This is a genomic window from Parabacteroides goldsteinii DSM 19448 = WAL 12034, from assembly GCF_000969835.1.
Classification (GTDB): domain Bacteria; phylum Bacteroidota; class Bacteroidia; order Bacteroidales; family Tannerellaceae; genus Parabacteroides; species Parabacteroides goldsteinii.
In genome coordinates this window covers 1670730-1694637 of record NZ_KQ033913.1, presented here as the reverse complement: position 1 = coordinate 1694637, position 23908 = coordinate 1670730, and the positions used below count along the sequence as shown (strand labels likewise).

Genomic DNA, 23908 nt, shown 5'->3' with positions numbered 1-23908 from the left:
TTATATTTTGATCCACTTTTGTATATTCGGATCATATCTTTTTATGATTTTTGCAGGATTTCCCACAGCAACACAGAAATCCGGTATGTCTTTGGTAACAACACTTCCTGCACCGATTTGACACCTTTTTCCAATATGCACTCCGGCTACAACGACTGAGTTTGCTCCTATATGTGAATCATTATCAATCACAACTTCTTTTTTTACAAGAGGCTGTTCATTGGAGTCGCAAGTACCGTCTTCATATCCGTGGTTAAAACCTGAGATGAATACATGTTGTCCCAAGCCAACTTTATCCCCTAGCTTTGCCGGACCGATAACTACAGATCCTATGCCTATTCTGGCATTATTTCCAATAATAACATCTCCTGCACCATTATTTATGGTAGTAAAGTCTTCTACTAAAGAATCTGTACCAACAACAAATTGATTCCAGGGAAACACATCTATTCTTGACCGGTTTCTTCTGATAACAGCTCCTTTTCCTTTTTTATGCAAAAATGGATTCACAAACCATTTAACCCAAAGTCTGGGCCTCGGATTTTTAGGAGATGATATTAAAAACAAAATGAACTGTTTTAGTCTCTCATTTTGTTTTATTTTTTGTTTAAGACTACTATTCATAATTTTATCCTATATATTCCGATAGATTTTTAATAAAGATAAAGCTGTACTCTTCCAGGAGAATTTATTTACTCGTTGTAATCCGTAATCGACTTGTCCGACATAATATTGATGATCATTCTCTAATAAGAGTAATTTATTTGCAATATCTTCTTCATTGAATGGATCTGCCAGTATTCCTTTTTCACCTGCAATTTCCGGCATGGCAGAAGTATTTCCCGCAATTACAGGTGTGCCGCAAGCCATTGCTTCAAGCATAGGGATACCAAAACTTTCCCGGAGTGATGTATATAGAAAAGCATATGCTCCATTATATAAATAAGCCAAATCCTTGTTGGGAATGTATCCCGGATAGGAGAGATAAGGTTTGATATCTTCTATTCCTTGTTCTTTAAGTATAATATCTAGCTTGTCTTCTTTTAAGTCGGCAATCAGTAGAGGACGTTTTTTCTCTGACTTCTTTAAGTAGATACTATAAGCCTTTAATGTGCGTGGCACATTTTTTTTAGGATCAGTATTTCCTAAAAAGAAAAGATACTCTTGGCCTGCTATATATTTTTCTGTAACAGATGCTACATCAGGTATTGGATGGAAATGCTGATTATAGCCATTGTATATTGCCGTTATCTGATTCTCACAAAGATGTAATGCCTTTTTAATACGGTTACATTCAAAATTGGAGACTGTGATGATCTTTTTGCATTGGGGGAGAATGCGAGGAACGATCCAGCGACGATAATACCATCCCATATTTTGATACCACGATTTATTTCCGCTTTGCCGCGGTTCTAAAAATATAATATCATGTAGTGTCAGTATCAAGGGTACCGGGCAATAAATAGGAGCTGTGTTACTTGTACAATGTAGTAAATCTGCTTTTATCTTTGCTACGGCACGAGGTAAGGCAATCTGCTCCCAAAGTGGATATGTAGAACAGTTGACTTCTATGATATGCATATTGGGTGTCTCCTCCAGACAGCGATCATTTCCCGGACTTACAAAAATATAATACTCATTCTCTTTATCTATTTTTTGTAATTCCCGTATGCTTTCTAAAGCAACGAAGTCCATTCCATGTTTATTAGAACGGAATATACGTTGAGCTTCAATGGCTATTTTCATATTTTACAGAGTGTTTAGTATGGATAAATTTTTTACTTCCTCCTCTTAACCGGAAAAGGTTTAGAAACATAAGAAAAAACAGAATTGGCAAACTGATGATTGCCTTTTTAAACTGCTTATCAACCAGATAATCGGGAACTGCTAAACTGAAGGTTATACCAATGAAAAGTAATAATCCCCACCATTTAATTGATAGAAATATATTTATAACAGTAAAAAAACAAGCGATAAGGATAACGAATCCTAACAACAAAATACGGGGGGGCATCATCCATTGGAATAGCTTATCACAATAATCCCATTTCCCGCTCAACATCGCTCCGGGTAATTGAGAGATCCCTGAAAACAGATTACTGAATTGAGTCGCTAACCAACGGCGTCGTTGGTTGTAAAATTCTTTTTTACCTCTTACTTTTTCATCATAGGTATAGACATCTTCCAGATATTCAATATATATATTTTGTAAAAGTAATTTACGTTCCATGTGTTTGTCTTCACCTATTTCATCAATTCCCTGGATTATTTTTTTGAATAGATCATATTCAAAAGCCATTCCTGATCCGCTTAAACCGGAAGAAAACCCAAGTCGTGTATGCCCTTTTCTAAAAATAGAGTTATTAATTTCTTCACTGACAGCATCTAGCACAGCCGTATTTGTATCCCGATTTTTAGCAACTCTATGTGTTTGTATTGCCAAGCATCCGGAATAGAAGGCATCGTTTATTTTATCCAGGAAATGAGGATTTACTACATTATCCGCATCAAGTACAACTACCATATCATAAGATAATTTGTTATCTTCTATGTATTCGATCGCTTTATGTAATGCATAGATCTTAGTACTCATGGGATCAGATATTGGGGTAACCATTGCTGTTATTCCCTCCAATCTGGCGATTGTATCTTCTCTCATTTGATCGGATATCACAATCACATCATATAATTCCCTGGGATAATCCTGCTTGAAAAATGACTGTACAGAATCTATAATCACATCATCTTCCATATAGGCAGGGAACAATATGGCGTACCTGTGTTTCTTATTTGCTTTAGGATAAGAATAAACAGCCTTTTTTTTAGAATAGGCTGCGAAGATGAATAGATATAAAACTGCTATAAGGAAAAGTAAAAACAAAACAGCATCTATAAGCAGAAATAAATATTCCTGTTTATCTATCCAGTTATTCTTTAAGCTAAATAATAGTTCTATCATGTTTTATTATCAACTAGTCGGTTTATGAATAATTTTTGATTTTATCACTGAGTTCCTTATCAAAATATTTTCCATTCAAAATGAAACTCATTCCCATGAATGCTATAACCATCGTGGGGAATTGTCCCCAAAATGAATTCCCATATGCACTTAAAAACATACCGAATATAGCACATAGCCATCCCGTTAATATTCCTTTTAGCTCAGGATCATGTATATTAAACATTAAAATCCATGTTCCGCGAGCTATGGTAATAAAAACCATACCCATATATAATATTAAACCAATGATTCCTGTTTCAACCCATATCTTGACATACCAAGAATCAGTAGGGATGGATGTTGTAAAACGTCTGGATACTTTTACTCCCAAGCCATCACCGGATAATCCTAATCCTTCTCCAAATGGTTTGTATTTTAAATATTCCTTTAATTTTTTCTGGTTCTCTTTACGGACAATATATGAAGCATCTTTACTTGGTGTAAAAGCAGTTCTCATTCTTTTGATAGTCGCATTACTTTGACCGATCATTGTAAAAGCAAAGAACACGTAAATCAGAATCAAAGACGCTGTTCCAATTAAAATAGACCGAGTCTGTTTGCTAACTACGGTATAAAGTGCTAATCCGGCCAATGGTACAATTATTGCACCTCGAGTACCGGAAAGCATCATTGTATACAAAGAAGCAATAGCTACGCTTGCATAATAAATCTTGAATGCTTTATTTTTCATATATAAAGAAGTTATACCAAAAATAATACCAGCACCTCCCATATTGGATCCCATGTTACTCGCATCTGTGAAAAAGGAGAAATAACGTATACCGGAATGAATTATATGGGTCGTTGCACCTCCATTGTTGAGCCATCGGGTTTCATAGGTATCAAAACCAAAATATTTTTGCATAAAGGTTTTTAATACGGCCAATACAGTGAATAATGAAAATGTAAATAAAAGAGCTTTCAATGTTTTGTATCTGGTACATAGTAGTGATGTAAGAATTGTTATAGTTAGTCCGTTAATGATTAACCCTCTGGATAAAATCCACCCTTCAAATACTCCACTTGGATTCATCACTTCCAAAATGCAATAGAAGGTCCATATTGCTGATAATGCACTTAGAATGTGAAAGCATCTTTTCCATTTGATACTATGATAAAGTGCACTATGCACAAAAATAAGTACAAGGGTAAGTACATATAAAATATCCATGATTATACTTATTCCTTCTATAGGCATATAACGGGTGATCCCTAAAATGAAATAATTGATAGTAAAGATTATGAATAACATTAATTGAGGATATCTTAAGATTAGAATTCCTGCAATACATATTAGTGGAAATGCTGTAATTACTGCAAAAAGTGCCATATTCATGGATAATAAAGCCATGAGAATACCAACCAGCCCTATCAATATAATAAGATAGAGAAGCTTTATTGAACGAGTTTCAACAGGTATGTAATTACTATTATTCATGCTTATCCCTTTATAGCAGAATTTTTTGCTGTTAATCCCATATATATAATACGATTGGAGAATGAACGTATAGAAGTTTCCGGAGGTAATTGGCCTGTAAAATCTTCTACAGCTTCACGGCTTGCATTATTTAAATAAAGGAATAACGGCTTGTCTTGAGCCATGTCCATTAGATATTTCACAAATTCTTCATCACTATTCTTCCATACTCTACGGGCATTAGCTATTAAAAGATTTACATCTGCCTTATTTAATAGACAAATCGGCAGACTATTATCTTTAATAGAAGGATATTCCAACAGGAGAATATCCATTTGATCATGGTCTTCTATGTAGGAACTTATTTCTCCTGAAGACAGATATGTCGCATCAATTGGAAAATCTATTCCCGCTACCAGATATTTGACATTGAATCCGATTTCTTTCCAATATTCTAATAAATATTGGCAAACAAAACTTTTCCCTTCTTTTCTTTCTATGCTTAGTATATTAATATGAAATATTTTTCCTTTTTTCATGTGTTGAACAAGTCGATTACATGTATAGGCTGCAGATATTCTGTTACAAGCTTTTATAAATCCTCTGTATTTTAATTGCTGGTTACCTGTGAAAGCGCCTAAAACATTCATTTTAGTAAGCCTGCGGGCACGTTCTGCATCCCGTAGAGTTCTGTCTAATAACTCTACGATTAAATTCAGACCAATAATGAATATTATACTACCGGCAAATGCAGCTATGATTAACAGCACACGTTTACTTTTATCGCTGAAAAGAGGAAATGTCGGTTCTGATATAGTGTTCAATGTTGCAGTAGTTAATTGCAAATTCTTTTGTTTCATTTTAGCCATATTCAAAGCATGTAACACCTGCAAATAAGCTTCTTCTGTCACATGTATTTCACGCTCTTGCCTGTTTATCTGGGTTCCTACAGGAGAATATGTCTTATATTGTTCAATGAATTCTTTTTTCCTTTGGTCTAATATCTTCAATTCAGCTTTTGCTTTGATATTGATAATGGTTTGTGCTAACCACTCATTGACTAATCCATCGATAGAAATACCTTCCTTACTTTCTTTATAATTATTGATTTGTTCTGTTAGTGTTGCTACTTTTTTCTCTGCATTCTTTAAATCATCTTTGTATTTCAATAATTTCAGATCGTCATTTTGAGTATCTTCCGTTGTAAATATTTCTATTTCCGTTATTTTTCCATTTATTTTAGATATTTCTTCTAAAGCTTTGATAAACTCGTCATTAGCTTGTACTAACTTGATACGAATTCGCATATATTGTTCAAGGCTTTCAAGTAATTGTGAGGAACTGTTGATTCTACGAATTACTTCTTCATAGCGATTTTCAAAATCTGAAAATGAACCGGCGATAGCTTTTGTTTGTTCCTGATAGTTTATTACGCTATTCTTGATATTGTAATCCGTAAGCTCATTTTCGAGATTATTTAATTGACTTCGTAATCTTTTTTGCTCAACTTCGTAATATTTTACGATGTCATCGGCAGTTTTATATTTTAATTGATTATAGGAGATACGTAATTCTTCACTAAGGAGTTTCACTGTTGTTAATGTAATACCTGGGTCGGTAGATGTATAGGCAATGTCAATCAGATCGCTATTACCCAGGCGTTTTACAATGATTTGGGATAATGCGCCATAACTATAGTAAGGAGTGAATCCGTTAAATAACTTATACAAGAAATTATGTGTATCACTTTGCTTATATTTCTCAAGGTTACTTATCGTTTTCTTAAAAGAATCTTTATCAATTAAATTCAGGACTTCTTTAGGAACAAAGCTAACTAGGTTCTGATAGTTTTTGGCAGTTATATATTTATTATCAACATTGGGATCTCCATTAATAAGATTCAATGCTAATAATTTCATTGATACGGTTTCTAAAGTACCTTTTGATTTAGTAAGGTTTACCAAATTGTCGAAGGTATTGTTTACACTCATCCAATCCGGTTTACTTTCACTCTCTAATCCAGTATTAGATGTAATGCCGGTATAGATAGACGTATTCACTGTATATTTTTTTTGCATGAACTGTGTAAAGTATGCAACTAATGCCGTGACAACTAACGTTCCTAATATTAGTTGATAGCGAATGCGGTGTAGAAAACGGGATATATAGAGTGTGATATCCATAAGTCATCTGTTTATGATCTTTACATTTGTGAGCATCTCTAGTAGAGTGACAGCATTATGTAAAGCAGTTCGTCCTTCCTGATAAAGGATGATTGCATTAGTACGTCTTCCTTTCTCTATGGAAAGTTCTCCAATACCAATTTTCCCATTAATGAAGTCCTGTTCGGATATTTTCATTTGAGCGTTATACAATGCTGCAGCATCCGATTTCGCTTTTAGAGTGGCTAAAGATTGTAATACATTGTTATACGCCTCCAATATTTTTAATTTCCGTTCCTCTATTGACATTTCGTACTCGTAATCTAATTGACGGAAATGTGCTTTCTTTGCTCTTATCTTTTGTTTGTGACTAAACAAATCACCGAAAGGTATTGATATGGATAAGCCTGCACTATATGTACTTTGATTACTACCCAGGCTAGTCATAAACATTGGATCTTCCACTGTTTTTGTAGTAGATAACTGAACGATCTTTCCGTACTGGTACTGTCCGTATATTCTGAAATAGTCCAACCATTCTCTCCTTGATACTTTCATTTCAGCATTAGCTTCTTCCCGTTTGGCTTCATATATTTTTATAGAGGGATGATCGTAAACAGATTGTAAGAAAACAGAAAGAGGAGGAAGTTGAACCCGTTCATAGTCGTCTAACATGGCCTGTATAGAATCTGCATTGACCATGGCTGTTACTTCTACTGTTGTAGTTTTGTCAAAATAGTTGCTTTTCTTTTTTTGACAGAAACAGTAAGACGTATTTATCAGTAACAATATAATGAGAATATTTTTCATCAGATATTTATACATCCTCCTTTTGGATAAACGCTGTGAACGTTTTAATAATGATCCTCATATCCATACGGAAAGAAAACTCTTTTGCGTACTTGATATCCAGTTGTTTCCGCTCTTCGGCAGACATTTTTCCTGCACCACCCCGTTTTTCAACTTGCCAGAGTCCGGTCAGTCCGGCAGGACCCATGAAACGTTGCACATATTCGTCGCTTGTAAGCAATTCGGCTTCGTAAAGGGGGAGAGGACGGTTTCCTACAACAGACATATCACCTTTTAGGATGTTGAATAATTGCGGAAGTTCATCAATACTATATTTTCGAATGAAATGACCGACGCGAGTGATTCGTGGGTCGTTTTCCAGTTTGAAGAAGGCATTAGAACGTTCGGTTCGTTTAGTTTTTAGGTAGTTATTTTCGGAAGTACTTAGGTTGTCCGAAAATAAAAGTATATCCTGTTCCTGTTCTTGTTTCTGTTCGCTGGAACAGGATCGCTGAGATATCTCAGCAGCCGAAGAAGAGTTTAAAGACTCTTCTTCGGCTATATTTTTTGTATACTGATTTAATTGCTGATATTCAGCCAGCCGTTTGTCTGCATCCGAATACATGGAACGGAACTTGTAAAAGTCAAAAATCTTATAATTGCTGCCTACACGTTTCGATTTATATACAATCTTTCCATTACTTTCGGTACGAATAGCTAATGCTGTCAGGATAAGTATCGGGGATAAGCAAAGAATAGCGGACCCCGAAGCCAGGATATCGAATGTTCGCTTCCATAAAGGGAGTCTGAATTCTGTCAAAGATGATATCTGATTATCTTTTCTGGCTTTTTCCTTTTCTTTAAAATCAATAATAACAGAAAATAATTTCTGCAAATCATCCTTGGAGGTGTTCTTTGATATCATGCAATCAGTGCCAGCTCTCAGATAAGGAATTTTCTCTTCCTTACTTAACGTTTCACTGATTAAAATAATGTATAAGGTAGGATATAATTTATGCAGTTGAGCGATAGTGGGTATATCTGTTGCCATATCGGACCTCTCCATAAAAACACAAAAATCGATGTATTCAATACTGGATAGACAAGATTTTATCTGCTGGAAGGTGATACATTCGATGATTTTGCATTGCAAAGTTTCACGTAAGTGAGCGGCAAGAGGAATATTATGTCCCCAAAAGATATATTCCATACAAAATGTTGTTATTTACCCTAGCGTTTAGTTATTTATCTCAAAAGTCTTTTTACCCGAACCCTTAATTCTTCAGGATTAAAAGGTTTCAGAATAAAATCTTCTGCCCCTTCTTCAAAAAGACGTATTCTGTTCGCGCTACTTTCATCGCTTGACAGAATCAATACCGGAATGTGATTAAAAAGAGCATTCGCCTTTAGATAACATAAGAATTCTTCTCCACTCATTTCGGGCATATTCAAATCGGATATCACTCCGTCAGGAATATTTCCTTCATTAAGCCAGGCTATAGCTTTAATCGGATTTTCTCTATATGTGACGTCATATAGAGAAGATAAATAAAGCATTATAATCTTTGCTATCTCCGGCTTATCATCAACCAATAGAATTGACTGTTTCATGTTTTTATATACTAGTGCTGTTTTTATTTGCTTCAATGCACAAAATTAAAATAATTATTTAATAAAACGTATAAAAATCAAAGGTTTTTCCTGGAGAATAGTCTTTTCTCCAAAGAATGTTATATATGAAAATTATTCTTTAAGTTTGCAAGGCGAAATCTAGTCGTTATTTTGAATTGATAAATAAAGAAATGAATATACCCTTTAAAGTATTAAATATAAGCATTATACTCGCCGCTATGCTTTCCGGTTGTCAGCCGGAAATGCCTGTTACATCTTCAATAATAATTGATTTGGACGGCTTTTCTGTTCCTGTTAATAAAAATTTGTATGGAGTAACAATTGAAGAGATAAACCATGCCATTGATGGGGGAGTATATGCAGAGATGATACAAAATCGCAGTTTTGAGGATGGAGTGCCTCCTTTAAACTGCCCTTATGATGCCAAGCGAAATGTATTAAGCACGCCTAACGGATGGACGATCCCCTTTATTCGTCCCGATTCAACACCCGGCTGGCGGAAAATTTCTTCAAATACCAGTATATGGCCTGATAATAAAGAGTTGATTAATGATAAAAATAAACGCTCTTTATTGGTTTCTGTTGCCGCTTCTTCGGAAACCGGGAGAGGAGGCGTAGTTGCAACTGGTTATAATGGACTTTCCATACGTGAGGGTGAAAAATATGAATTGTCCTTATATCTGAAAGGCGGGTCGATGATTCCTAAAAAGGTTCGTATCTTTTTAGGCGATTCTGTGGCAGAAACACCTTTGAGTGAAACTTTTGATGTTTCTCCGATATATGAATGGAGGAAATACAAACATACATTTACCGCTTCGGAAAGCACAAATAATGCTGTTTTGGCTATTACAGCAGATACTTCTATTGTATTCTGGATGGATATGGTTTCTCTATTTCCTCAAAAAACATGGAAGGACAGGCCTAACGGTCTGCGTCCTGATTTAATGGAGATGATTTCTTCGTTGAATCCCCAGTTTGTCCGTTTTCCGGGAGGGAGTTTTGTAGAAGGTTATACGGCCGGAACGTATCCGGTCTGGCATGAAACCATTGGAGATATTTCTACACGCAGGAATTTCTGGAATATATGGGCGTATGGTTCGACTAACGGTATGGGGTATCATGAATATCTGCAAATGTGCGAAGATTTGGATGCGGAACCGCTTTATGTGATTAATAGCGGGGTGACAAGCCAAAGCCGCCGGCCGCGTTATGAGGATATTACAGCTATGAACAAGTTGGTTCAGGATGCATTGGATGCGATTGCTTATGCCAATCAGCCTGCTGATTCGACTTTTGGTGCTATGCGTGCCAGGAATGGGCATCCGGAGCCGTTTGACTTGAAATACATAGAGATTGGGAGTGAGAATTATGGGCAGGAATATTCAAAGCGTTTTGACCTTTTTAAAAAAGCTATTAATGAGGCTTATCCTGAAATTACTGTGATTAAGAGTTCATTTATTTCAGGGAAAAACCGTAACGAGTGGACTGATTATCATTTTTATTCCGGTGAAGATTTCCTTATCGCAAATCATGACAGATACGAGACCGGGCAATATCTGAGAAGATTTCCTGCGGTTTTCATCGGTGAGTTCAGTATGGGCGATGTCTCTTTGCAAGGAACTTTGCGGGCGGCGATAGGAGAAGCCTGTTTTCTGCTTGGTGTGGAGAGTAGTCCGGAAGTGGTAAAACACCTGGCCTATGCACCGGTATTGGGAAATGTAAATTATGATTTTCAGAGATATCCGGCTATTTCTTTTAATAATAACAGTGCAATCGGGTCTCCTTCTTATTATATGATGAAGATGTTTTCGGATAACCGGGGAGATGATTTGCTGAAAACAGAAATAGAAACATACAGCAGGCCCCAGGTTACATTCGGATATGCAGGAATCGAACTGTTTGATAACAGTTATGACTTTGAAGATGTGCGGATTGATGGCAAACCTGTAACGGATGCGATAGTCAGGACCGGAGGCTGGAAAGTAAATAACGGTACATTAACTCCCGATGCCAACCGTTGGAATTATATCTTAATGGGCGATTCGACAGCCCACGATTACACTTTTTCCATGAGAGTGAGAAGGAATAAAGGAAGCGGACAGATTCAGCTTCGTGTGCGGGATAATGGAAAAGAAGGAGAGGCCAACGATCATATTGCAGTTTCCATTGCTCCCGGAACCTGTGAGTTCTATCGTTCTGCCGGTGCCGTTAAAGACACATTGCGTTCTCCTGAACCTTATTCTTTTGAAAGCAACCGTTGGTATGATGTGAAAGTGGTTTGTAAGGATGAAGCCGTAAGTTGTTATGTCGAGGACAAATTGGTGCATGAGGTTGTATTGCCTCCGCTGCCGTCGCTGGTTTCTGTTGCCACATTGGAGAAGGAGACCAATACGATTATACTGAAAGTCGTAAATACGACACAACATGAAGAAAAGACGGAATTGAATATAAAAGGTGCTAGTGTCAAAAATGATGCGGAAATCCTTCAATTGACCGGCGATCCTTTGGTGCGTAATACATTTGATAATCCGACCCGGATTGTTCCGGTATCGAAGAATATCACTTTCTCTCTGGGTGGACCGATGGTTTATTCTTTCCCGCCCAACTCGATTACCATTATGAAGATGAAAGTCGATTAAGATAAAGAAAGGCCCTGAACAGTGACGTCCAGGGCCTTTTTTGTGATTACCAAAATGTGATTAATGAACCAGCATTTCCGGAGTGATACGGGTGAATCTTTCTGCATCCGCTTTACGCAGTTTTACACTGCCGTCATTCCAGTTGGAAGGCCATCCGCCGATGATATGTCCGAGGAATACCACTTTGATTTCATGCAGGCCGGCAGCCAAAGCAACAGAAGTGTCGTGGCGTGAGAAACGTTTTACTTCACCGCCATTGTTGATTAGCAGTTTGCCGTCAATCCAAACTTCTTCGTTGTCAGAAGAGATATAGTAAACGCCATCTTCCGGAATATTTACATAACCGGTTGCAACGGCAGCATACTGTTTAACGCCTCTCATTGATTCGCTGGTCTTGACAACGCTGGTAAGTTCGCGCAAATCTTTCATGGTCGATTTCTTCCATTCTTTTACGTCAGCCAGTTTCGATGATTCAAGGAACATACCGTCAGTAACCTGCATTTCCAGTCCCGGAGTTGTTTTAGCAACTTCCTTAGCCGGAGCCAGTGCCTGTTTTTCTACAGTGATTGTACGAGTCTTGCTCATTTTACCGGAAGGTAATACGGAGCGGATTTTCAATATGCCTGATTCTGTGAATTCGATAGGAGCAGAGTAAACAGTTGATTCGGCAGTCGGTTCTGTTCCGTCGATTGTATATACCATTTTGACAGGGCGAGTTGTTTTGAATGCCAGAGATGCTTTATCCGTAAATGCAACGAAGTTACATGAGCCATTCGGCTGTTCCGGTTGTGGGATATGATAGTTGATGTTGTGTGCATCCAGACGAACATAAGCATTATCAAGTCTGCGTTCGAAATCTTTATAATCCTTACGGTTTAGCGGACTCCATCCGATTTCGGCCAAAGCCAACATACGAGGATACATGCGATATTCCATCAAATCGGTGTTGTACATATATTCCGACCAGTTGTTACACTGAACACCGATTACATGCTGGGCTTTGCCTGTTGTAACCAATGTGTCAGGAATCGGGTTATAGCTGTATACTTTTTCAATCGTAGCATATCCGCCGATAGTTACCGGTTCTATTTTGGAATCTCCCTGATATTGGTCAAGATACATACCACCGCTTCCCGGAGTCATAATCACATCGTGGTCCATGTTAGCAGCAGCGATACCGCCGGCTTCACCACGCCATGACATAACAGTTGCAGACGGTGCAAGACCACCTTCCAGGATTTCATCCCAACCAATGATTTTCTTTCCGTATTTGCCGGAAAGATATTTTTCCATACGTTGTACGAAGTAACTCTGCAAACGTTCTTCCGCGCTGTGCTGTTTGTCGCCTTTTAACCCTTCTTCCTTGATACGTTTCTGGCATAGCGGACATTCTTTCCAGCTGATCTTCGGACATTCGTCACCTCCGATATGGAAATATTCACTGGGGAACAACGGGGCGATTTCATCAATCACGTCTTCCAGGAACTTGAATGTTTCTTCTTTGCCGGCACACATTACGATGTCTTCAACACCCCAGATGATACGCGGAGTACCCGGTTCGCCTTTACAAGACAATTCAGGATAACCGGCGATAGCAGCCATTTCGTGTCCCGGAAGTTCCAGTTCAGGAATAACTGTGATGAAGCGATCGGCTGCATATTTCACAACTTCCTTGATTTCTTCCTGTGTATAGAAGCCGCCGTACTCAGTGCCTTCGCCTTCGATACGTTTTGCTCCGACTTCTGTCAGTTTCGGATATTTCTTGATTTCGATACGCCAGCCCTGGTCGTCTGTTAAGTGCCAGTGCATGCGGTTTACCTTGAACAGGGATAATACGTCAATCTGTTTTTTTACGTTTTCAACTGGAATGAAATGGCGGCACGGGTCAAGCATGAAGCCACGGTATCCGAAACGCGGTTCGTCTTTTACCGAAACACATGGAGTGGTCCATGCGATACCGTTTACAACAACCGGACTTTCGATTTCTGCCGGCAACAGTTGCATGAATGTCTGCATACCGTAGAACAAACCTTGCGGAGTTTTAGCTTTTACAACAACTCCATTGGCAGTTACGTCGAGTGTGTAACCCTCGTTATTTACGTCCAGTGATTCGTCGATGAGCAATGAAATCCCGTTAGAAACTTCTTTGTCTCCGACTGTTACCTGATAACCTGTTGCCAGATTCATTTTAGAAGCAAAAAATTCAGCCACAGTCTTAGCTTCCGGAGTGGAAGCCTGGAAAGCCATATTTTTGCCAACTTTAAAGACTCCTTCGTTCTGAGTCAGACTTACAGGTACAGGAATTACATTGATACCCTGATTATAAGGCATCTGTTTTGTAGGCCCTTCGCTGCATGACGCAAGGATACATAGTGCTGCGCCTGCACACATTGAAACGAGCTTCTTCATGTTATAAAGATAAGTTTATAGATAATTGTGAATTTTGTTTTTCGTAGGGGCGGCCCTAGCGGTCGTCCCGGTATTTACTCCGGTTAAACAGATATTTTTGCCGCTTATACGGTATTTATATACTATATATAATATAATGTATAGGGACAGCGGTTTAGTGCCGGCCCTATACAAGGTATTTTACCATGCGAAGATTGGATATTCTTTCATGATGCTGTTTACTTTTTCGCGAACAGCGGTGATTGTCTTATCACATTCGGGAGCAGAAAGAACAGTGTCGATTAATTCAACGATTTCAGCCATCAGCGGTTCTTTGGCACCACGGGTTGTGATAGCCGGAGTACCGACACGGATACCTGAAGTCTGGAATGCTGAACGGCTGTCGAACGGAACCATGTTCTTATTGACAGTGATGTCGGCAGCAACCAATGCTTTTTCAGCTACCTTACCGGTCAGTTCAGGGAATTTCTTACGCAGGTCTATCAGCATACTGTGATTGTCCGTACCATCGGAAATAATCTTATACCCCTTATCGATAAATGCTTTAGCCATAGCAGCTGCATTTGCCTTCACCTGAGCCTGATATGTTTTGTATTCCGGTTTCAGTGCTTCGCCAAAAGAAACGGCTTTAGCAGCAATTACATGTTCCAGCGGACCTCCCTGGATTCCCGGGAATACGGCTGAATCGAGTAACTGCGACATCTTTTTGATTTCGCCTTTCGGAGTCTTCTTTCCCCATGGGTTTTCGAAGTCTTTGCCTAACAGGATGATACCTCCACGCGGACCACGCAGCGTTTTATGAGTCGTAGAAGTCACGATGTGGGCATATTCCAACGGGTTGTTCAGTAAACCTGCAGCAATCAGACCGGCAGGGTGAGCCATGTCTATCATCAACAGGGCGCCTACTTTGTCGGCGATTTCGCGCATACGTTTGTAATCCCATTCACGTGAATAAGCAGAACCGCCACCGACAATCAATTTCGGTTTTTCGCGCAGTGCAACTTCTTCCATCTGGTCGTAATCGACGCGTCCGGTTTCTTCTTTTACGTTATATTCTGTTGCTTTATATAGGATACCTGAACTATTTACGGGAGAACCATGAGAAAGGTGGCCGCCATGTGCCAGATTCAAACCGAGGAATGTATCCCCTGGGTTAAGAACTGCCAGGAATACGGCTGCATTTGCCTGTGCTCCCGAGTGAGGCTGGACATTTGCCCATTCAGCATTGAAGATTTGTTTCAACCGTTCGATAGCAATCGTTTCGCTCTGGTCTACTACCTCGCAACCACCATAATAACGCTTGCCGGGATAACCTTCGGCGTATTTGTTGGTCAGGCAGCTTCCCATGGCTTGCATCACCTGGTCGCTCACAAAGTTTTCAGAAGCAATCAGCTCGATACCTTTCAACTGGCGCTGATGTTCTTTTTCAATGATGTCGAAAATGATCTTGTCTTGTTTCATTACATGTAAAATTGGTTATTGCAATGAGTTCTCTGCTTATCAAAATGAGAGAATCGTCGCAAATTTACGATAAATTTCTGTATATATAGTCTAATTGTTATCAAAATATAAATAGAGAAAGGCAGGAATGAGGCCGTTTTTGTGCCTATCTTTGTCGTTCTCTGTATTTGTGGAAATGATGTTACTTATTTCGGCTGTCAAGAGGTAATAGAATCTGTTTTCTTACTATTCCTCAATTTTGTATTAGTGTATTTGTCTTTTTGTAAATAAAGTTGACTCTTTAAAGAATCAACAATGAAAAAGAAGAATTATTATCAAGAGAGAGAGCATCATCTGATGTGTCATGAGATTTATCGCCTTCGTGTAGTAGAAGGCCTGGAAGTCGCCGCGATAGTAGAAAAACTGGGTATAAGTCGTTCTCGAGTTTACCGTGCATTAACTATCTTTGAGGTTGATACCCCCCAAAAAGCAGCAATGATGAAGAAACAAGGCAAAGAGGTAACAGAGGAAGATTACAAAAAGTTACTGGGTGAGATCGCCTCTCTCAAGAAGGATTTAGCTCAGGAACGCCTTCGGGCTGACTTTTACGAAGAAATGGTGGCCTTTGGCAAAGAAGTTTATGGTATCGACCTAAAAAAAGCTGGCACCAAGTAGCATCCAGGCTTCACACCAGGGACAAGAGGCTTTACGGCATTGTCCCTATGTGTCGTCTGCTTGGTGTAAGTAAACAAGCCTACTATAACCATGTGGATAAATTAATGTTCAAATTAGCCAGGGAATCCTTTGTGATTGAATTTATTAAAGAAGTACGTCAGAAAGCTCCCGGCATTGGTGGCAATAAGCTTTGGTTGATGTACCGTCGCAGGTTCGGAGAAGAACACAGCGTTGGCTACAATCGTTTCTATGACATCATAGAACGATATGGCTTGAAAGTACGTAAGCGCAGGCGGCGTATTGCAACAACGGACTCCAACCACGACCTTCCGCTTTATCCGAATCTGGTTAAAGAGTTGATACCCAATCGCCCTTGCCAGGTGATAGTTAGCGACATAACCTATATACCTCTTTGGGTAAACCCTGTTACGGGTGAATATACATTCTGTTACCTTTCGCTGGTGACGGATTATTATACGAAAGAAATCGTAGGATATAGCGTAGGGGAGACATTAGAAACGATATATCCTCAGGAGGCCCTGGAAATGGCCATCAGACATTATGCCGGCAAAGACCTCTCAGGGTTAATCCATCACTCCGATCGTGGTGTACAATATGCCAGCTATGCTTATACGGGCCGTTTGAAAGATTGCCAAATACGCATAAGCATGACAGAGAGTGGAAATCCCAAGGATAATGCGGTAGCCGAGCGTGTGAACAATACCATAAAGAATGAACTGCTTAAAGGAATGGTATTCTATCGAATCCGGGAAGTAAAGGCTGCCGTTAAAGTTGCTGTGGAGTTTTACAATCACGAACGCCCTCACTGGAGCCTGGACGGAATGACACCTTCCGAGGCCGCCGAAGGTGAAGGAGAGCTGAAGAAAAGATGGATAAGTTACCGTGAAAGAGCTATTAAAAGGCTGAAAGAGATGGGGATGACAGGATAGATCTTCCATTAAGTAAGGACTGATTATAACCTAAGACTCTTTGGAGGCTTCGCGCCTCCAGCCGTATGGCAAACCTCCGCGGTGGTTTTTTCATTACCCGTTTGGGGTGAATAGAGATTTTGATTATTTTTGCGAAAAACTGGCAGGTAGAGTTAACCTGTTTCATAAATAAGCAAGAAATAAGTCAACCGTTATTATTATTAAGTTTAAACCGAGTCAACCTTTTATATATATAAGACTGAAAGTAGTCAACTAAAAACGTTAACATACAATTATTGCTCAGCTGATTACAGTTTCCTCGTAGTTTCGCGTTTAGGAAACTCCAGTTCCCTGCCTAGGAAACTGCAATTTCCTGCCTGGGGAACTCCAGTTTCCTGCGGAAGAAACTCGCATTTCCTAAGCAGGAAACTGAAGCCGCTCCGCTGTGTCCGGAATTTTGCTCCCCAGTGAATGACAAATTGCCAACTCAATAGGAAAAATGACCATTCCCTTAACTAGTCGCTTTCTCTACTTTTGTATTGTCATCCTTTGCGTTTTAAGCGGGGAGGCTGATAGATAATAAATATTGGAATATAGATAAATTTTACGAACAATTAGGTTAAAACGAATGTTCTGTTAATAACTAACTTAAAAGAGGAGAAACGAAAGATGAAAAAGTATGATGCGATAATCATTGGGTTTGGTAAGGCCGGCAAGACTTTGGCCGCAGAGTTGGGAACGAGAGGCTGGAACGTAGCCATTATTGAACGTTCGGCTGGTATGTATGGCGGAACTTGTATCAATATAGGTTGTATCCCGACAAAAAGGCTGGTACACATGTCGAAAGTAACTCAATACAGGAAACCCTCTTCTTTTGAGCAATACGCAGAGGAATTCCGGAATGCTATTGCCGGAAAAAGGGAACTGACTGCCTTTTTACGCAAAAAGAATTTCGATAACCTCGATTCGAAAGACACCGTCACGGTCTATACCGGTATCGCTTCTTTTCGTTCTCCTCATGAAATAGAAGTGAAAGCAGGCAATGAAACCCTTCTCCTGGAGGGCGAAAAGATATTCATCAATACGGGCGCTTCCACCATAATTCCGTCAATCAAGGGACTGGAAGGTAATCCGTATGTTTATACCAGTACTTCTATTATGGAACTGGATAAGTTACCGCGCCGGCTGGTGATTGTAGGCGGCGGTTATATCGGCCTTGAGTTTGCCTCCATGTTTGCCGGCTTCGGTTCCGAAGTGACCGTGCTTGAAGGAGGCGACAAGTTTATTGCCCGTGAAGACCGTGATATTGCCGAGGCGGTAAAAACAGTATTGGAAAAGAAAGGAATTACTATTCATCTGAATGCTTTGGTGCAGTCGATTGAACACAATGACGCCGGAGCTGTTATAACATATAAAGAGAAAGAAGGAAACGAAGTACAACTTCCCGCCGACGCTGTGCTGCTGGCAACCGGACGCCGTCCGAACACGACGGACCTGAATACGGAAGCCGCAGGCATACAGGTTTCCGACCGTGGTGCAATCGTGGTAGACGAACACCTGCATACGAACGTGCCCGATATATGGGCCATGGGCGATGTGACAGGCGGACTCCAGTTCACTTACATCTCCCTGGACGATTACCGGGTGATAAAGGATGAACTGTTCGGTAGCGGACGCCGTACGAAAGATGACCGTGTCGCTGTGGCTTACTCCGTTTTCATCGACCCGCCTTTGTCGCGTATCGGTATGGGAGAAGAAGAGGCCTTGCGTTCGGGAAGAAAGATAAGTATCGCACGGATTCCGGCGGCGGCATTCCCGCGAACACGTACTTTCGAGCAGACGGATGGCCTACTGAAAGCGATTGTCGATACGGAAACAGGCGAGATACTGGGTTGTACCCTCTTCTGCGCCGAATCGACGGAGGTTATCAATACCGTCTCGCTGGCTATACGGGCGGGAAAAGATTACACATTCCTGAGGGATAGCATTTATACGCATCCTTCGATGAGTGAATCGTTGAACGATTTGTTTGCATTGATAAAATAACGAAATATAAAATAGAACAGAACATGAAAAAAGCAGATATCGGACTGATAGGTCTCGCCGTTATGGGTGAGAACCTGGCTCTGAACATGGAAAGCAAAGGTTTTACCGTTGCTGTATATAACCGTAGTTTCCCCGGTGAGGAAGGGGTGGTGGACCGTTTTGTGAACGGCCGCGGCAAGGGGAAGAATTTTATCCCGGCCCATTCTATCGAGGAACTGGTGGAAGCCGTTAAGCGTCCGCGTGTCATCATGATGATGATTAAGGCAGGCGCTCCGGTCGATGAGATGATTGAACAACTGCTGCCCCACATGTCGCCCGGCGATGTGATTATTGACGGTGGTAATTCCGATTTCCACGATACGGAACGCCGTGTGAAGGAAGTGGAGGCAAAAGGTCTTTATTTTGTCGGTAGCGGTATTTCAGGCGGCGAGGAAGGTGCCCTGCACGGCCCGTCTGTGATGCCCGGAGGTTCTCCCGAAGCATGGCCAATTGTAAAGGACATATTGCAAGGCATTGCAGCCAAGCTCGACGATGGGACTCCCTGTTGTCAATGGATAGGCACGGGCGGTGCCGGACATTTCGTGAAGATGGTGCATAACGGGATTGAGTATGGCGACATGCAGTTAATCTCCGAAGCCTATTCTTTGCTGAAGAACCGTAAAGGACTGGATGATGACGAAATGGCTGTCGTCTTTGAAGAATGGAACAAAGGGGAACTGGACAGTTTCCTGATTGAGATTACAAAGAATATCCTCCGCTTCCGCGACGAAGACGGCAAACCGTTGCTGGACAAAATCCTGGATGTCGCCGGACAGAAAGGAACCGGCAAATGGAGCGCCATCGCAGCAATGGACGAAAACGATCCGTTGACACTGATTACGGAAGCTGTTTATGCCCGTATGCTGTCGGCCCTGTCGTCTGAACGCGAAAAGGCTTCCGGATTGTATCCCGAACCTGTCGAACTGGGTGAGAACCTGTATGTGGAAGAGATTCGTCAGGCTTTGTATGCTGCGAAGCTGATTTCTTATGCACAAGGTTTTTCTTTGATTCGCCGCGCTTCCGAACGTTACGGATGGAACCTGGACTTCGGCACGATTGCACAGATATGGCGTAAAGGCTGTATTATCCGTTCCGTATTCTTGCAGAAGATTACGGATGCGTACAGGAAGAATCCGGAGTTGCAGAACCTCCTGTTCGACGACTTCTTCCGCACCAAGATACAGGTCGCTTTGCCTTCTTGGCGTAAGGTGGTTGCAGAAGGCGCCCTGAGTGGCGTAGCCTTGCCGGCCATGAGTTCGGCCCTGAGTTATTTCGACGGCTTGCGCACGCTCAATTCGGCTGCCAACCTGATTCAGGCACAGCGTGACTATTTCGGTGCGCATACCTATGAGAGAGTAGATCGTGACCGCGGCATTTTCTTCCACACCAACTGGACGGGCGAAGGCGGTAACACAGTTTCAGGAACTTATACTGTATAAAGGAGGGACTTGATGATGAAAAGAGCAGACAGTCAACTCCTGGTTATTTTCGGAGCATCGGGCGACCTGACAGGCCGCAAGTTGCTTCCGGCACTTTTTGAATTGTTCATTGGCGATATGTTACCCGAACATTTCGCTATATTGGGTGCGGCCCGTACGGGATACACGGACGAAGAGTTTCGTGCCGAACAGCGTAAACACATCCTGGAAGCAAGGGGAAATAAGGAAACAAACAGCGCAGAACTGGATAAATTCCTCCGGATTCTGTTCTACCTGGCATTCGATTCAACCAACTCCGCCGAATATGTAAAACTGAAAGACCGTATCCATTCGTTGCAGCAACAGGAAAATATCCCGGACAGGATTATCTATTACCTGGCCACTCCGCCGCTGATGTACGAATTGGTACCCAAGTATCTTCAGGAAAACGGCATGAATGTGGCTGATACGGAAGACGGATGGCGCCGCGTGATTGTGGAGAAGCCGTTCGGCACAAGTCTCGAGACGGCCCAGGAACTGAACAAGCATCTCTGTCGTATTTTCGAAGAGGAGGAGATTTACCGTATCGACCATTATTTGGGAAAAGAGACGGTGCAGAATATCCTGGTACTCCGTTTTTCCAACGGTATTTTCGAACCCCTTTGGAACCGGAATTATGTGGATTCAGTCGAGATAAGCGCCTCCGAAACGCTAGGTGTGGAGAACCGCGGCAAGTATTATGACGGGGCAGGCGCCTTGCGGGATATGGTTCAGAACCACCTGATGCAATTGATGGCGTTTGCGGCGATGGAATCGCCTGCCGTGTTCGATCCGGAACCGATTCGCGATGAGATTGTGAAGGTCTTCCGTGCTATCCGTCCCTATACGATTCGTGAGATGAATGAATGGGTAGTCCGCGGTCAGTATGACGGTTATCGCGAGGAGAAGAATGTCGCACCCGATTCGAATACCGAAACGTATGTAGGCATGAAGTTCTTCATTGACAACTGGCGTTGGAGTGGTGTCCCGTTCTATTTCTTTACGGGTAAGAAGTTGCCGGAAAAGTCGTCGGAGATTGTCATCCATTTCAAATCGACACCGCATCAGCTTTTCGCCGGGCAGTGTTCGGGCAGTTCATGCAATAAGCTGGTTATCCGTATCCAGCCGGACGAAAGTATCACGCTGCGTTTCGGTCTGAAGATGCCGGGAGCCGGATTCACCGTGAAACAGGTCGGGATGGAATTCCGTTACGACTCGCTTTCAAAAACTCACCTGCCGGATGCTTACGAGCGTCTGTTGCTGGATGCCATGCTGGGCGATTCGACCCTGTATGCCCGCAGCGATGCGTTGGAGGCAAGCTGGCGTTTTATAGACCCTATCCTGCATCACTGGAAGGAAGAGGGTTCGAAGAATCTCTTCTTCTATGAGCCGGGACAGAATGGTCCGATAGAAAGAATGATGCTAGGCGCAGATTCGATGGGAGCTCCCTGCGATTCGTGCGGCTGATAATAATGAAGCATATGAAAATAGAGAATTACAAAGACAACAAAGATGCATTACGGGCATTGACTCGCCAGTTGATGGATTATATGGCCCGTAAAGAGGATGATGAACCGTTCAACCTGGCTCTGTCGGGTGGTGAAACGGCCAAACAGATGTTTGCCTTGTGGGCAGACGAATATAAAGATAAGATAGACTGGAACAACATGCGTTTCTTCTGGGTGGACGAACGCTGCGTTTCGCCGACAGATGCGGAAAGTAATTTCGGTCATGCGAACAAGCTGTTGTTCGAACCGCTCCACATTCCCCGCGAACATATCCACCGCATTCATGGCGAAGGGGAACCGGGGACGGAGGCTATGCGTTATTCGCGTATCGTGAAGGAGTATCTGCCGCGTCACGGCCAGTTTCCCTATTTCGATTGTATCATCCTGGGTATAGGAGGAGATTCGCATACGGCGTCTATCTTCCCCGACAATCTTCCCTTGCTGACCGACAGCCGCAATTATGCGGTATCGCAGCATCCGGAAACAGGACAGTTCCGCATCACGATGACGGGCCCGCTTATCCTGAACGGTTCGCCGTTGCTGGTCCCCGTATTAGGCAAAGGTAAAGCGGATGCAATAGAGGAATTGAAGAAGGGGTATTCCATAACGAATGCAACGCCGGCAGCTTATATCCTGTCGCATGCGGTGGATTCGATAGTGTATACGACGCTGTAATGATAAGTCAATATGTTTGTGTAAATACCGGCCGGTTCGTATGGGACCGGCCGGCATCTGAAAAAAAGTCCTTCCCAAATGCTTGCCGATTGAAATAATTCCTATCTTTGCGATACTTCCTGCTATTAGGGGGCAACCAAAATTCATTAGTTATGGGAAAGTTTATCAATCCCTTTACCGACTTCGGTTTCCACCGTATCTTCGGTCAAGAGGTACACAAAGAGTTATTAATTGATTTTCTGAATGAGTTGTTGAAAGATGAGCGTCATATCGTTGACATCACTTTCCTGAATCCTATCCAGCAACCGGAAACCATAGAGGACCGGGGAGTGATATTCGACATTCATTGCAGGGATGACAAAGGCGGCCTGTTCGTCGTTGAAATGCAAAATGGAGCCCAACCCTACTTTTACGACCGTGGTATTTATTACTTGTCACGGGCAATCAGTAATCAAGGGGAGAAGGGAAAAGACTGGAAGTTTAGCTTATGTCCGGTATATGGCATATTTCTGTTAAACTATAAGATGGGGATAAACTCCAAGTTTCGTACAGACGTTATACTGGCAGACCGTGATACGGGGCGTGTGTTTAGTGACAAGATTCGTCAGGTCTATCTGGAACTGCCCTGGTTTACAAAAGAGCCGGATGATTGTGAAACAGATTTTGAACGTTGGTTATATTTATTAAAGCATATGGATACATTGGAAAGAATGCCTTTTAAGGCACGTAAAGCCGTCTTCGACAAATTGCTAGAAGTGGCAGATGTGGCAAGTCTGAGCAAGGATGAACGTATTCTGTATGATGAAGCCCTGAAACGCTATCGGGATTATAAGAATACGGTAGACTATGCGGAAGAGAAAGGTATAGAAAAAGGACTGGAAAGAGGCATCGAAATCGGTAAAGCGAAAGGTAAGGCAGAAGGAAAAGCAGAAGAGCAACGTCTTATTGCCGCCAATTTAAAGAAGCAGGGAATCAATCCCGAAACGATAGCCCAATGTACAGGACTGTCGGTAGAAGAAATAGACGGATTATAATTTACTTACATTAATATTAAGTACATCAATCAATAAAGCAATCAGGCGACTCCTTA

At 41.5% G+C, this 23908-nt stretch carries 17 protein-coding genes and 1 pseudogene; 8 read left to right on the top strand and 10 right to left on the bottom strand.

The features are described 5' to 3' along the window. From HMPREF1535_RS19950 to HMPREF1535_RS19915, 8 genes are read right to left on the bottom strand one after another with little or no spacing between them, the layout of a single operon-like run. Window positions 1-624, bottom strand: coding sequence for an acyltransferase (locus HMPREF1535_RS19950; RefSeq protein WP_046147259.1), 624 nt, complete (start codon window positions 622-624; stop codon window positions 1-3). Window positions 625-633: 9 nt separating this feature from the next. Next, entirely contained in the window at window positions 634-1746 is a 1113-nt protein-coding gene (locus HMPREF1535_RS19945; RefSeq protein ID WP_046147258.1) for a glycosyltransferase family 4 protein, read from the bottom strand. Further along, window positions 1730-2959 (bottom strand): glycosyltransferase family 2 protein, encoded by a 1230-nt coding sequence (locus HMPREF1535_RS19940; RefSeq protein ID WP_046147257.1) that lies wholly within the window; start codon window positions 2957-2959, stop codon window positions 1730-1732. The genes HMPREF1535_RS19945 and HMPREF1535_RS19940 overlap by 17 nt, the downstream gene beginning before the upstream one ends. A 22-nt stretch (window positions 2960-2981) precedes the next feature. Beyond that, window positions 2982-4439, bottom strand: coding sequence for an O-antigen ligase family protein (locus HMPREF1535_RS19935; protein ID WP_046147256.1), 1458 nt, complete (start codon window positions 4437-4439; stop codon window positions 2982-2984). A gap of 2 nt (window positions 4440-4441) precedes the next feature. Continuing rightward, window positions 4442-6601 carry a GumC family protein gene (locus HMPREF1535_RS19930; RefSeq protein WP_046147255.1) on the bottom strand — a complete coding sequence of 720 codons (2160 nt, stop codon included), beginning with the start codon at window positions 6599-6601 and terminating at the stop codon, window positions 4442-4444. Between the two features lie 3 nt (window positions 6602-6604). Beyond that, window positions 6605-7390 carry a TolC family protein gene (locus HMPREF1535_RS19925; protein WP_046147641.1) on the bottom strand — a complete coding sequence of 262 codons (786 nt, stop codon included), beginning with the start codon at window positions 7388-7390 and terminating at the stop codon, window positions 6605-6607. A 7-nt stretch (window positions 7391-7397) separates the two neighbouring features. Beyond that, complete coding sequence (locus HMPREF1535_RS26115; protein ID WP_046147254.1) at window positions 7398-8579, bottom strand: sugar transferase; 1182 nt, start codon at window positions 8577-8579, stop codon at window positions 7398-7400. A gap of 35 nt (window positions 8580-8614) precedes the next feature. Continuing rightward, window positions 8615-8980, bottom strand: coding sequence for a response regulator (locus HMPREF1535_RS19915; RefSeq protein WP_046147253.1), 366 nt, complete (start codon window positions 8978-8980; stop codon window positions 8615-8617). A 191-nt stretch (window positions 8981-9171) separates the two neighbouring features. On the opposite strand from HMPREF1535_RS19915, the gene HMPREF1535_RS19910 reads away from it, so the two are divergent. Next, entirely contained in the window at window positions 9172-11640 is a 2469-nt protein-coding gene (locus HMPREF1535_RS19910) for an alpha-L-arabinofuranosidase C-terminal domain-containing protein (protein WP_046147252.1), read from the top strand. A gap of 60 nt (window positions 11641-11700) precedes the next feature. Here the strand turns inward: HMPREF1535_RS19910 and HMPREF1535_RS19905 are convergent, their stop codons facing one another. Beyond that, window positions 11701-14049, bottom strand: coding sequence for a family 20 glycosylhydrolase (locus tag HMPREF1535_RS19905; RefSeq protein WP_007656218.1), 2349 nt, complete (start codon window positions 14047-14049; stop codon window positions 11701-11703). 180 nt (window positions 14050-14229) lie between these two features. After that, window positions 14230-15510: a serine hydroxymethyltransferase gene (gene glyA, locus HMPREF1535_RS19900; RefSeq protein ID WP_046147251.1), complete on the bottom strand. Its 1281-nt coding sequence runs from the start codon at window positions 15508-15510 to the stop codon at window positions 14230-14232. Between the two features lie 294 nt (window positions 15511-15804). Here glyA and HMPREF1535_RS19895 point away from each other — a divergent pair, with 294 nt between their 5' ends. The 7 genes and pseudogenes from HMPREF1535_RS19895 (at window position 15805) to HMPREF1535_RS19865 (ending at window position 23852) form a co-directional block, all read left to right on the top strand. Beyond that, a complete protein-coding gene (locus HMPREF1535_RS19895; RefSeq protein WP_046147250.1) occupies window positions 15805-16164 on the top strand; it encodes a hypothetical protein in 360 nt (119 codons plus the stop codon). A gap of 29 nt (window positions 16165-16193) precedes the next feature. Continuing rightward, window positions 16194-17114, top strand: a pseudogene (locus tag HMPREF1535_RS19890) (IS3 family transposase); the annotation flags it as partial. Between the two features lie 648 nt (window positions 17115-17762). Next, window positions 17763-19139, top strand: coding sequence for an FAD-dependent oxidoreductase (locus HMPREF1535_RS19885; protein WP_046147248.1), 1377 nt, complete (start codon window positions 17763-17765; stop codon window positions 19137-19139). Window positions 19140-19162: 23 nt separating this feature from the next. Then, window positions 19163-20617 (top strand): decarboxylating NADP(+)-dependent phosphogluconate dehydrogenase, encoded by a 1455-nt coding sequence (gnd, locus tag HMPREF1535_RS19880; protein WP_007656224.1) that lies wholly within the window; start codon window positions 19163-19165, stop codon window positions 20615-20617. A 15-nt stretch (window positions 20618-20632) separates the two neighbouring features. Beyond that, window positions 20633-22102 carry a glucose-6-phosphate dehydrogenase gene (gene zwf, locus HMPREF1535_RS19875; protein WP_044246351.1) on the top strand — a complete coding sequence of 490 codons (1470 nt, stop codon included), beginning with the start codon at window positions 20633-20635 and terminating at the stop codon, window positions 22100-22102. 14 nt (window positions 22103-22116) lie between these two features. Further along, entirely contained in the window at window positions 22117-22818 is a 702-nt protein-coding gene (gene pgl / locus HMPREF1535_RS19870; protein WP_046147247.1) for a 6-phosphogluconolactonase, read from the top strand. A 152-nt stretch (window positions 22819-22970) separates the two neighbouring features. Further along, entirely contained in the window at window positions 22971-23852 is an 882-nt protein-coding gene (locus tag HMPREF1535_RS19865) for an Rpn family recombination-promoting nuclease/putative transposase (RefSeq protein WP_046147246.1), read from the top strand. The last annotated feature ends 56 nt before the right edge of the window (window positions 23853-23908 follow it).